Below are 12,229 nucleotides of genomic sequence, written 5' to 3'. Positions count from 1 at the left end.
ATTCAACGAGAGAGACCTTATGTCTCTTCTTCTTCAAATTCCTCACTGCGGAGGGATTCATAAGTGGGTCGGCTGGGGGTACGACGGCGATCGCCATCTGCCATCAAATCGACTTCTAAATCACGGCTGGAGCCATCATCATCGGTTTCTACTTTGTGAACGGCAATATCCAGTCCCAAGGATTGAAGTTCTCGCATCAACACCTTAAAGGATTCTGGTGTACCGGGTCGCGGAATTGCCTTACCTTTGACAATGGCGTTGAGGGCTTCGTTACGACCCTGCATATCGTCTGATTTCACGGTGAGTAACTCTTGCAGGGTATAAGCCGCGCCAAAAGCCTCCAATGCCCAAACTTCCATTTCACCAAATCGCTGACCGCCCTGCTGCGCCTTACCACCCAACGGTTGCTGAGTAACCAGGGAATAAGGTCCAGTGGAACGAGCATGAATCTTATCATCGACCAAGTGAACCAGTTTTAACATGTAGGCGATACCGATTGTCACCGGACGATCAAAGGCTTCGCCCGTGCGACCATCAAATACCTGGATTTTGCCCGGATTCTCTGGATCAAATACCCAATCTTGCTGAGTTTCTTCCCGCGCTTGCTGAAGTTTACCGTGAACAGTCAGCCGGGATGCTTCTTCCCCATACATTTCATCAAAGGGAATCATTTTAAAGCGCAGGTCTAAGTTTTCACCCGCCCATCCCAGTAAACATTCAAAGACTTGACCAACATTCATCCGACTGGGAACGCCCAAGGGATTGAGAATAATGTCGAGGGGAGTGCCATCAGGAAGGTAGGGCATATCTTCCATCGGCAGAATCCGGGAAATAATCCCCTTATTGCCGTGACGACCTGCCATTTTATCACCCACCTGAATCTTGCGCTTCTGTGCCACATAGACGCGCACTACCATGTTGGCACCAGGGGGGAGTTCATCGCCTTGTTCACGGGTAAAGATGCGGACATCCACAACCCGACCTTTTTCACCATTGGGAACGCGCAAGGAATTGTCCCGCACATCCCGGGCTTTTTCTCCGAAAATTGCCCGGAGTAGCTTTTCTTCGGGGGGTTGGTCGGATTCGCCTTTGGGTGTCACTTTACCGACGAGAATATCTCCGGCTTCTACCCACGCCCCTATCCGAATAATCCCTTGTTCGTCGAGTTGGCGCAGCGAATCTTCCCCCACGTTGGGAATTTCACGGGTAATTTCTTCGGGTCCCAGCTTAGTTTGTCGGGCTTCAATTTCGTATTTTTCAATGTGAATGCTGGTGTACACATCATCCAACACCAGTCGTTCACTAATCAGGATGGCGTCTTCGTAGTTGTAGCCTTCCCAGGGCATATACGCCACCAGAATGTTCTGTCCTAATGCCAGTTCTCCCCCTTCCGTGGCGGAACCGTCAGCCAGGATTTGACCCGCTTCCACGTCATCCCCGTAAAAAACTAACGGACGCTGATTTAAGCAGGTGTCTTGGTTAGACCGCTGATATTTCTGGATTTCGTATTCAATGATTTCTGGTTCGCTGGTTTGGGCTGTCTCTGCACTGTCTCCCGGTAAGGCGGGGGTGCTGGGAGCGGTTTGGACGCGAATTTTGGTGGCATCCACATAAACGACTTCGCCAGCTTTCCGGGCGACAACCACCATGCCGGAATCTCGTGCGGCTTGGGCTTCCAACCCTGTACCCACCAAGGGGCGTTCTGGACGCAACAACGGGACGGCTTGCCGTTGCATGTTTGAACCCATCAGGGCGCGGTTGGCGTCATCATGTTCCAGGAAGGGAATGAGTGAGGTTGCCACGGAGATGATTTGCACCGGAGATACCGCCACAAAGTCTACCTGATCAGGGGTGGTGGTGGTGAATTCTTGGCGATAGCGCACGGGAACGGATTCGCCCATGATATAGCCATTTTCATCCATGGGGATGTCACCAGGAGCAACGCGCTTGTCGTCCTCTTGATCAGCGGTCATGTAAAGCGGCGCTTTGTCTTTGATCACCCGCCCGTTTTCCACTGGGTACGAAGGGGTTTCAATAAAACCGTAGGCGTTAACTCGCGCATGGGTGGCTAAGGAACCAATCAGTCCAGCGTTGGGTCCTTCTGGCGTCTCAATGGGACAAATCCGTCCATAGTGAGAGGGGTGAATATCCCGCACCGCAAACCCTGCCCGTTCCCGGGTTAAGCCACCGGGTCCTAGGGCAGATAAACGGCGTTTGTGGGTTAACTCAGCTAGGGGATTGGTCTGATCCATGAACTGGGAGAGCTGAGATGAGCCAAAGAATTCTTTAATCGCCGCGACTAGGGGTTTGGGGTTGACCAAGGAGGCGGGGGTTAGGGTATCGGAATCAGAAACGGTCATCCGTTCCCGAATAATCCGTTCTAAACGATTCAATCCTACCCGTACTTGGTTTTGCAGCAGTTCACCCACGGAACGGACGCGGCGGTTCCCCAAGTGGTCGATATCGTCGGTGTTGCCAATATCAAATTCCAGGTTGATCAGGTAATCGATCGCGCCCATAATATCTTGGGGTGTCAGCACGCGAATTGTGTCGGCAACATTTAAGCGCAATTTGCGGTTAATTTTGTAGCGACCGACACGACCGAGATCGTAACGTTTGGCGTCGAAAAAGCGTGAGTCTAATAACTGCTGACCCCCGCTTACTGTCGGCGGTTCACCGGGACGGAGCTTGCGATATAGCTCCATCAGGGCTTCTTCTTCACTGGGATTGCCTTCTTTGTCTAAGGTCTTTTGATAATAATCGGGGTGACGCAGGGCATCGATAATTTCGTTGTCCGAGAGTCCCAGGGCTTTTAAGAGAACTTGGGCAGAGAGTTTCCGGGTTTTGTCGATCCGAACCCAGACTAAATCATTTTTGTCGGTTTCAAATTTTAACCAAGCGCCTCGGTTGGGGATTAAAGACGCGGAGTAGGTACGGCGTCCGTTTTTGTCGATTTCCGACTTATAGTATACGCCGGGACTGCGGACAATTTGATTGACAATGACCCGCTCGGCACCATTAATAATAAACGTACCGCGATCGGTCATCAGGGGCAGATCGCCAATGAAGACTTCTTGCTCCTTAATCTCACCTGTCTCTTTGTTGATCAGGCGAGTGGGTACATACATTTGCACGGCATAGGTGCTGTCTCGCCGCTTGGCTTCATCTACATCGTATTTAGGACGCTTGAGCTTATAGTCTTTGCCGACAAAGTGGAGTTCCAGCTTACCTGTGTAGTCACTAATCGGTGAGAAGCTGTCGAGTTCTTCAATTAACCCTGCTTCAAGAAACCAGCGAAAACTGGCTCGCTGAATTTCAACTAAGTCTGGTAATAGATAGGTGGGAGTTGTATAAGTTTGAGTCGTCATGCTTTTCCTTCTGGAGAGGGTGAATCAGCGTCAGGATGGGCTTCCCAGCCAAGTTTAGAGGCAGAATTTGCTCCTCTAGTCAGCAATCCTGAGCAATACGATAGTATGATTGGCTATATCCATTGGCGTAGATACCCGTCAGCGTCTAACGCTGCCAAGCCGAGAATTTTTACCTCAAAGAAGCAATAAGAGAGTCTGAGGATGATAACGACTGTCTTAATAATCGGCGGGAGCGTTTTAATGATAATGATGATACAGGGCTTGATCTACAATGAGATAGAATCGGCGGCATCTTCTCCTCGTGCATCTTCTCCTCGTGGGCGGTTGGGCATCGATTAAGGATTGTTTCGGGGTAGGCAGTGATGGCGGGATAAAACTTGAGAAAATTTTATACATAGTAACTCTTCTTAATCAATTATGGCGCAAGCTGGCTGTTAAGGGGAGATGGGGAAGCAGGGGGAGCAATGTAGAGACGTAGCATGCTACGTCTGGGAGCTGGGGGAGCGATAGTGAAAAATTAATAGGTTGCCCTATTAATCCTCTTTTTTACCCCTTCCCTGAGCTGATCAAGTAGACTGGTTAACGGCTGGCGATCGCGAACTGGTGTTCTAGGCACCATCTACGCTCAGATTAAACAGCCGACAGGCATTCTGGGTGGTTTCTTGTGCCAAGGTTTCCAGGGGAATCTGCCGCAGTTTGGCAACACAATCGGCAACATGGTACACGTTAGCGGGTTCATTACGCTTTCCCCGTTTGGGTACGGGGGCGAGGAACGGACAATCTGTTTCAATCAGCAGGCGATCGCTTGGCACTAGGGCGGCTGATTCTTTGATGGCTGTGGCGTTTTTAAAGGTGACAATACCACTGAAGCTAATATAAAAGCCGAGATCCAAAAACCACTGAGTTTCTTCCGGCGTTCCCCCCCAACAATGCATCACACCCCGAATCGGTCCCACCTCTTGACAAAACTGCTTAACCTGATCACGGAGATCGGCGGCGGCGTCGCGACAGTGAATAATTACGGGTAAGTTAAGCTGATGGGCGATCGCAAGTTGTGCAGCGAATACCTGCTTTTGCTGGTCTTGGTTTTCAGCTTTGTAGAAATCTAACCCCATTTCCCCAATTGCCACAACTCTGGCATCAGAACCTGCTAAGGCGCGAATTTGATCCGCCATTTGGGGCGTCCATTTGTGGGCATCTAGAGGATGTAAGCCGACAGCAAAAGACAGTTCCGGGAATTGGTCTGCCAACGTTTGAATCCCTGAAAACTCTGAAGGTTCAACACAGGAATGAACGAGCCGCACGACGCCGACATCCCGCCAGCGATCGCGCACCGCTTCTCGATCAGACTCGAAGACATCGAAGTTGATATGAACATGGGTGTCTATCAACTGCATTGACATTGTGTGTGTCCTCTCCTGCTCAATTCTTATCCAAGACCAACCCAAGGAGCCAACATTTTCCTAGCGTAGAGCTTATTTGGGAGTCAACAGGCTTAGAATCGGGTGTCACTCACATCTTACACCCGTCTTACCGCCTAGGGGTTAAACCCTAGACTAAAAGCTCAAATCCGCTCAAACTTACTGGATAAGGGTTTGCGGGTGTTCACCCACCTCAGTCTCAGTGAGCTAACGGCAGAAATAACTGACTAGCTAAACTCTCCCCCAGCTCCCAGACGTAGCATGCTGCGTCTCTACATTGCTCCCCCAGATTCAAGGGAATGTACCAAACTGCTCAAGTCTTCCGCCACGCTGCCCCCACGCTATCCTAGGATGCCTCTGTCGTTTCAGCCGTCGATGTTTCAGGTGATGGGGGATTCAGTTGAGTCTGTACCTTCTTGAGCTGCTTTACCAAACGGGACTTCTTACGAGAACCATTGTTACTGTGCAGGACGCCCCGCTTCACCGCTTTGTCTATCTTAGAGTAAGCAGCAGACATGCGATTTTTGACATCCTGCAACGATTCAGGACTTGGCTGACGGGCGTAATCCTCGACAGCCTCAAAATATTTTTTCATCAGCGTTCTCACCGCTGATTTATAGGTTTTATTGCGAACTCGGTTTCGTTCAGCGATTTGGATACGTTTAAGAGCAGACTTACTATTAGCCACAGAAATCTTCCGGAAAACTAAGGTTTGAGATTCTAATTTACAAAATACCAGAACAACTACTATAACATCTATGTCAAAAGTGTCGCGAGTCCAGAAAAATCCAGGTAAGCTAGAGAAGAGAGTCTAGGGAAGGACGGACTCCCGGTCAGGGAAATATCTGTTTCTATCCTAGTCTCCCACGGATAATACCTCATGATAGGCACTCCGACTCCATGCTGCGAATAATCACTCAGCAGGCTGAGGCAAAAAATGAACTGCGGCGGATCTGCGATCGCACCTCCCACGATGGAATCATGCACAAAGAGGCGACGGTGCGAGAAGTCTTGCAGACGGTAAAACGCCAAGGGGATAAAGCCCTCTTGCACTATACCGAAGAATTCGATCATCAACGTTTAACCCCTGACCAACTGCGTGTCAGTGGCTCAGAACTGGATGCTGCCTACCAGCAAGTATCCAAGGAACTCTTGGATGCGATTCAGTTGGCAGCACAGCAGATTGAAGCCTTTCACCGACAGCGCGTTCCCAAATCTTGGGTGCAGTTTGGCGATAATGAGGTGGTTCTGGGCAAACGCTACACGCCAGTGGATCGAGCCGGACTCTATATTCCTGGCGGTCGAGCCGCTTACCCAAGTACGGTGTTAATGAATGCGATTCCGGCAAAAGTGGCAAAAGTGCCTCAAGTCGTTATGGTCACACCACCGGGCTTGGAGAAAAAGATTAATCCAGCCGTCCTCGTCGCTGCTCAAGAAGCGGGTGTGAGCAACATTTACCGCGTCGGCGGAGCCCAAGCGATCGCGGCGTTAGCTCATGGCACCGAAACCATTCCCAAAGTGGATGTAATTACTGGTCCAGGGAATATCTACGTCACCCTGGCAAAGAAACTCATCTACGGGACTGTGGGCATTGATTCCCTTGCCGGTCCTTCTGAGGTACTAATTATTGCCGATAGTCACGCCAATCCTGTTTATGTCGCTGCCGATTTATTAGCACAGGCAGAACATGATCCCCTAGCAGCAGCAATTCTGATCACGACAGACTCGACATTGGCAAAAAACGTCCAAGCCGAAGTCAAACACCAACTACAGGATCATCCCCGACGCGAACTCACCGAAAAAGCGATCGCGCATTATGGCTTGATTGTCGTCGTCGATTCCCTGGAAACAGCCGCCGAACTCTCTAATGAATTTGCCCCCGAACACTTAGAACTAGAAATTACTGAACCTTGGGACTTACTCAACCAAATCCGCCATGCGGGTGCCATCTTCCTGGGAACATCCACCCCAGAAGCCGTTGGTGATTATATCGCCGGACCCAATCACACCTTACCCACCTCTGGTGCTGCCCGCTACGCTTCGGCGTTAGGTGTAGAGACATTCATGAAGCACTCGAGTCTAATTCAATATTCCTCAACCGCCCTGAATAAAATGGCAGGAGCGATTCAGGTGTTGGCACAAGCCGAAGGATTACCTTCTCATGCCGATTCGGTGCGCTTACGCACCTTTGGTGATCGACATTCGGATTGAGACAGAGTAGGGGGAGCAGGGGGAGCTGGGGAAGCAGGGGGAGCTGGGGAAGCTGGGGAAGCAGGGGGAGCTGGAGAAGCTGGGGAAGCTGGGGGAGCAGGGGGAGCTGGAGAAGCTGGGGAAGCAGGGGGAGCAGGGGGAGCTGGAGAAGCTGGGGAAGTTAACTCAAAACTCTACCTTACCTATTGCCCATTGCCCATTGCCCATTGCCTATTCCCTGTTCCCTAACAAATGACAAATGACCAAGGACCAATGACAATTTGTCAAACCAGTAGACAAAACCTCTGATCAAGAGGGAAAATTCCTATTGCTGGGAGCCGATCGCTCGTAATCACTCATGAGGAGAAATTTTGGTGCTAAAGACGATTCTGGTAGCTCTGGACAGCTCAAAGCCAACCTATCGCTTAATTGAGACCCTAGATAACCTACAAATAACATCAGCCACCAAAATTATCTTGTGCCATGTCATGCCTCCTCAAGACCCTGACATGGATATCCCTGTTGATCGTCCACACCCTTCGGAGGAGTTCCTGTACCAAGAAACCGAACAGCAACTGCACCTGTATCAATCCAAACTCCCCTGTTCCAGTGAAATTCAAATTGTTAACGGTGATCCCGCCGCAGAAATTATTCGCCTTGCCCATATTTACCACGCGGATTTAATTGTGATTGGCACTCGTGGACTGACAGGCGTAAAGCGAATTTTGCAAGGTTCGGTGAGTAGTCAGGTGGTGGCTGACGCCCCTTGTTCGGTATTGGTGGTTAAGGGGGATGAATAGTTAGGGGTTGCTGAATAAGTCTTGTAGTGGGGTAGGGAGCAGCTCCCTCTAAATGCTGAACACAAACTCCGGAACGATAGTAGAAAATATGGAGGTTAACAGGGTGCAGCTATTGTGTATAAAAGATGACCGCAGAAACCTTTGATCAACAAATTACCCTATCCCTCAGACGAGTCGAAACGCTGTGGCAACAGGCACACGAATCACTGAAATTACCAGTACAGAAGTCTTCTGGAACGGAAGACGTGCCAAACCAGCAGCAACATTTATTACTGGAGAGTTTGAGCGAACTGTCCCATTCCCTGCAAGAACTACAATTTGCCGCCGGAGAACTACGCCAACAAAATGATAAATTAGTCCAAAGCCAGATTGCATTGGAAGCGGAACGCCAGCGTTACCGGGAATTGTTTGAGTTTGCTCCCGATGGCTACCTGGTTACTAATCCCGACGGGATCATTGTTGAGGCAAATCAAGCCGCCGCCCATTCGCTAAACTTTTCTCCAGAACGTCTGGTGGGCAAATCCTTCGCCGTTTTTGTCGCGACTCAAGAACGACGCGACTTTTATTACAAGTTGAGTCAGTTACAACGGGGGGAGTCGATCAATAATTGGCCCGTCCAGATTCAACCCCGTGGTGATACCTCATTCCTCGCTTCCCTAACCGTCGCGCCTGTGCAAAATCCATCATCGGGTCAGGTGATTGGATTGCGCTGGCGGTTACAAGATTTGACGATCGCACGCTATAAAGATTCCATGCAATCCCACCTTCATTCCCGGTTTGACTCCATTGTGAATCGAACAGTTATTGGTCTAGGACTTTTAGATCATCAGGGGAACCTGATCGAATATAACCCCAAACTTCAGGCAATGCTCGGTTGTGCGGCTGAGGAATTAGCACCCACGTTGATGAGGTGGATGAATTTAGATAAGCCGGGGATGGAATCGGTAATGTTTCGCCAATTAATTGCGGGTGAACGTCATTCCTACCAATTGGAGAAGCCTTTCCATCATCCGGATAGCCCCATCGAATGGGGACGGCTTACCGTGGCGTTGGTGCAGGAGACTCCAGACGAACCCATTTCGGCAATTTGTATCCTAGAAGATATTAGTCAGCAAAAACGTCTGAAAGCCGAGCAACAGAAGGCAATTCGTCGTCAACAAGCGATTCAGCAGCAGCAAGCGGTTAAACAACAAGCCAGTCAGCCGGAGAAGAAGCCTCCAGCTAGCCCCTCTCTCCCAACGCCGGATACTTCAGTCGAACAACTAGGACAACTCCTGAATGCGATTCTTTCAAATTCTAGTGACTTTTTTCTGGTGTGCGATCGCACGGGCAAATATGTCTATGTGAATCAAGCCGCAGCCCAGGCGTGGGGACTTAGCCAAAAAGATTGTATTGGTAAAACCTGGCATGATCTGAAGTTGTCCGCCGAACAGATGAAACAGTTGGATGCTCAACGGGACATCGTTTTAACCACAGGACAGTCTATCACTGACGAAATTAACTTAACCACGGTTGAGGGAGTGAAGGATTACGAGTATACAATAACCCGTTTGGATAATCTTGAGGGGGACGGTGGTGCTGTTGTGATCACGTTTAAAGATTTGAGCGAACAAAAGCAGGCGAGGGTAGCCGCCAGCGAAGCCATGGCAAAAGAAGCTGAATATCGGGCGCTCAAATCCCATGTTGACCGATTGGCTTCCGTGATTACCCAAGAACTCCGCCATCCTCTGAATACGATTTTTTCCCATGCGAAATACCTGGAAAATAACCCGGATTTCGACAGGGAGGATAATCATGTTTACTACATCCAGCGTATCCAAGGGAATGCTCAACGGATCAACCAAATCCTGAATGATCTGCTATTGATTAAAAAGATTGAAGCCAAGCAACTGCGTTTAAATCCCACGGAACTGGATTTAACTCAATTGTGTCAGGGATTAATCACCCAGTTACAGGAACGTACACCGTCGAACCCTCAGATTAGTTTTGTTGGTCCAGAATCTTGTTATGGCATTGGCGATAAACGATTATTGCGTCGAATGTTGACAAATTTAGTAATTAGTGCATTGCGATATGCACCAGAGAACAGCCCGATCAAGTTGGAATTGTTGTGTCAAGACGAGAAGGTGGTGTTTCGTATCCCCGATTTCGGCAGTGGGATGCCCGAATCTGAGCAAAACATCTTATTCAACGCTTTTTACCTAGATAGTCCTGTTGAAGCCATAGCGGGGAGTGGTTTAGGGCTAGTGCTAGTTAAACATTGTGTGGATGTACAAGGCGGTGCGATCGCGGTAGAATCTCAAGCAGAAGCTGGAAATACGGTGACGATTACCCTACCCTTACCGCAACCTAGGCAGGAGAACCCGTAGGCGATGGGGATGGGGAATTGATACCTAATCAGGTAGAACCTCGGTTCTTTCAGGATTGTAGAGACGTAGCATGCTACGTCTCTACAGTGTTCTGCAGGGGGTATTCAACCTGAATTTGATATAAGCAGAGGCTTGACGCACACCTGGAGGCTTTCAGGCGATAGCAACGGGAAAATAATGCTTTCAGCGTTACGTCGAACTCAGCTAACCAAATCGTCAAGTTTTTGCTATCATAGCTATCGAGTGAGTCGCGGACGTGGCGGAATTGGCAGACGCGCTAGATTTAGGTTCTAGTACCGTAAGGTGTGAAGGTTCAAGTCCTTTCGTCCGCATTTGAGAAGAACAAAGGATTGCGGCTGTACAGTGACAAATTATTTGTCATCAGTTACAGATTAGCGTCATTCTCAATATAATAATATTTACTATACCTTGTGACAAAAATTGGAGATTCCCCTAGGGAAAAACTAGGGTTTGCAAAGTAGACGCCCTGTAATAATAGTTAGCTTCGGTCAGACGCGATCGCACGTTGATTAAGTTTTCTGAAGCGAGGTAGAATGCGATCGCCTGTTTAGAGATATACTTAAAGATACTTTCTGCTACCCATATCATAGACGCGATCGCGTCTCCTGGGAGGGACAGAAAAGAACAGCGTCAACCGGGGTAAGTTCTGGTCATGTCTTTCCGAGAACCCATCCGCAAACCAAATTTCTCACCCTTGAGTCGGAAGTCCGACACCAATCCGTTGCAGCGACGCCGTTTCAAAGTTCCGAAACCCAAAAAACCTGTGGTAAGACGCTCACCGGAGGAACAGAGGGCGTTTTTGCAACAGAAATTGGATCAGTCGGCTTTTGTCGGTTACAACGGTCTTAATGTCCCGGTTAAGAACTATAACTTTAGAGCTTTCCTATACTTGGAATGATGTTATAGATCCTAATCCTCAGTATACAACGGACAATATCAAGAGTTTATTTGCCGAGAGAATTACTCTAGGAAGAGCAGAACCTTATACTATTCATATCACTTGGAGTTCCCAGTCTATTGTGGAAATTGATGCATCAGGAAACGTAATTTCTAGTGAAGGATGGCCCTTTAATTAAAATTAAAAATCATGATTCACCTGAAATAGAGTGCTTATAAAGCTTACTCGATAAGAATGAAGAGGCGTTGGTCATGAACAAAAGAATAGTTTATTTAAAAAAGCTATTTTATAATTTATTGGTTTTACTAATCATTTTAACAAGTTGCCAGGAAAAAGCTATGGTTTTACCAGCAGAAGTTGCAACAGTAGAAAAATCTGCTATTTCACCATCAGGAAAATATACTCTTGTTATAGGAAGTAATGAAAATTCTGATCTTTCTTATCAAACATTTAAAATATTAGATCAAGAGCAAAATATTTTGTATACATCAGATGAACAATTTGATATACGTCATACAACCTATTTCTTGTGGGGAGCGGATGACCGTGTTTGGGTATATTCTGGTGATATAGGAACTTTTTTCTGGGAAAATGAACCAGACCTGAAAAAATGGCAGCGTCATGTATATGCGCGTAGTGATGTGCCAGCGCCTAGCTATTTAAAGGAGCAAAGACCTAGATTACATCAGCGTTGAACCCTTATTGTTTTCTGTTCCCTGCTTCCTGTTTTCAATACATGATCGCACGTTGATTAAGTTTTCTGAAGCGGGGTAGAATGCGATCGCCTGTTTAGGGGTATGATTAAGGATATTTTCTGCTACCCATCCGATAGACGCCTGTGGTGCGACGCTCACTGTCCGAACAGATATATCGTAGGGTGGGCATTGCCCACCAGCATACCAGTCAGTTGCTATGAAATTTCAGTGGCTTAACAATAGCAGAATTTACACCGTGAAAAGTCACATTTTACATTAGATTCGGTTGGGGAAGGCGTTGCACCCTCTTGGGTAACAACGGGGGATGTTAAGTTTTCCTAAAATGAGTGAAGTGCGATCGCCTGTTTAGAGATATGCTTAAAGATACTTTCTGCTACCCATATCATAGACTAGACGCGATCGCGCCTCCTGGGAGGGACAGAAAAGACCCGCGTCAATCAGGGGAA

General features: G+C 48.3%; 9 protein-coding genes and 1 tRNA gene. 6 read left to right on the top strand and 4 right to left on the bottom strand.

Going from position 1 to position 12,229, the window contains the following annotated elements:
- Window positions 1-17: 17 nt before the first annotated feature.
- From rpoB to rpsT, 3 genes are all read right to left on the bottom strand, one after another.
- Window positions 18-3,368 (bottom strand): DNA-directed RNA polymerase subunit beta, encoded by a 3,351-nt coding sequence (gene rpoB / locus RIB93_RS31505; RefSeq protein ID WP_446379083.1) that lies wholly within the window; start codon window positions 3,366-3,368, stop codon window positions 18-20.
- Between the two features lie 608 nt (window positions 3,369-3,976).
- Window positions 3,977-4,765, bottom strand: a complete 789-nt coding sequence (locus RIB93_RS31500; protein ID WP_446379081.1) for a TatD family hydrolase — start codon at window positions 4,763-4,765, stop codon at window positions 3,977-3,979.
- A gap of 370 nt (window positions 4,766-5,135) precedes the next feature.
- Entirely contained in the window at window positions 5,136-5,477 is a 342-nt protein-coding gene (gene rpsT, locus RIB93_RS31495) for a 30S ribosomal protein S20 (RefSeq protein WP_446379079.1), read from the bottom strand.
- A gap of 212 nt (window positions 5,478-5,689) precedes the next feature.
- On the opposite strand from rpsT, the gene hisD reads away from it, so the two are divergent.
- The 4 genes from hisD to RIB93_RS31475 all read left to right on the top strand — a co-directional run bounded on the left by hisD (window position 5,690) and on the right by RIB93_RS31475 (window position 10,480).
- Window positions 5,690-7,000 (top strand): histidinol dehydrogenase, encoded by a 1,311-nt coding sequence (gene hisD, locus RIB93_RS31490; RefSeq protein ID WP_446379077.1) that lies wholly within the window; start codon window positions 5,690-5,692, stop codon window positions 6,998-7,000.
- Between the two features lie 353 nt (window positions 7,001-7,353).
- Window positions 7,354-7,779: a universal stress protein gene (locus RIB93_RS31485; RefSeq protein ID WP_446379075.1), complete on the top strand. Its 426-nt coding sequence runs from the start codon at window positions 7,354-7,356 to the stop codon at window positions 7,777-7,779.
- Window positions 7,780-7,904: 125 nt separating this feature from the next.
- On the top strand, window positions 7,905-10,148 hold the full coding sequence (locus tag RIB93_RS31480; protein WP_446379073.1) for a PAS domain-containing sensor histidine kinase: 2,244 nt from the start codon (window positions 7,905-7,907) through the stop codon (window positions 10,146-10,148).
- Window positions 10,149-10,398: 250 nt separating this feature from the next.
- Window positions 10,399-10,480 (top strand) — tRNA-Leu (locus RIB93_RS31475).
- Between the two features lie 121 nt (window positions 10,481-10,601).
- Here the strand turns inward: RIB93_RS31475 and RIB93_RS31470 are convergent.
- Window positions 10,602-10,757, bottom strand: coding sequence for a hypothetical protein (locus RIB93_RS31470; protein ID WP_446379071.1), 156 nt, complete (start codon window positions 10,755-10,757; stop codon window positions 10,602-10,604).
- Between the two features lie 64 nt (window positions 10,758-10,821).
- Between RIB93_RS31470 and RIB93_RS31465 the strand changes: the two genes are divergently transcribed.
- Both RIB93_RS31465 and RIB93_RS31460 read left to right on the top strand, forming a co-directional pair.
- Window positions 10,822-11,067, top strand: coding sequence for a hypothetical protein (locus RIB93_RS31465; protein WP_446379069.1), 246 nt, complete (start codon window positions 10,822-10,824; stop codon window positions 11,065-11,067).
- A 251-nt stretch (window positions 11,068-11,318) separates the two neighbouring features.
- Window positions 11,319-11,762, top strand: a complete 444-nt coding sequence (locus RIB93_RS31460) for a hypothetical protein (protein ID WP_446379067.1) — start codon at window positions 11,319-11,321, stop codon at window positions 11,760-11,762.
- Window positions 11,763-12,229: the final 467 nt, after the last annotated feature.

Source organism: Coleofasciculus sp. D1-CHI-01 (assembly GCF_040218875.1).
In the GTDB taxonomy this organism is placed as follows: domain Bacteria; phylum Cyanobacteriota; class Cyanobacteriia; order Cyanobacteriales; family Coleofasciculaceae; genus Coleofasciculus.
This window is presented reverse-complemented; position numbering and strand designations above follow the sequence as displayed.

Coding starts and splice junctions, on each gene's coding strand:
- RIB93_RS31460 (WP_446379067.1), top strand. CDS start 11,319: ATGAACAAAAGAATAGTTTATTTAAAAAAGCTATTTTATAATTTATTG.
- RIB93_RS31470 (WP_446379071.1), bottom strand. CDS start 10,757: ATGATATGGGTAGCAGAAAGTATCTTTAAGTATATCTCTAAACAGGCG.
- rpoB (WP_446379083.1), bottom strand. CDS start 3,368: ATGACGACTCAAACTTATACAACTCCCACCTATCTATTACCAGACTTA.
- RIB93_RS31480 (WP_446379073.1), top strand. CDS start 7,905: ATGACCGCAGAAACCTTTGATCAACAAATTACCCTATCCCTCAGACGA.
- RIB93_RS31500 (WP_446379081.1), bottom strand. CDS start 4,765: ATGCAGTTGATAGACACCCATGTTCATATCAACTTCGATGTCTTCGAG.
- RIB93_RS31465 (WP_446379069.1), top strand. CDS start 10,822: ATGTCTTTCCGAGAACCCATCCGCAAACCAAATTTCTCACCCTTGAGT.
- hisD (WP_446379077.1), top strand. CDS start 5,690: ATGCTGCGAATAATCACTCAGCAGGCTGAGGCAAAAAATGAACTGCGG.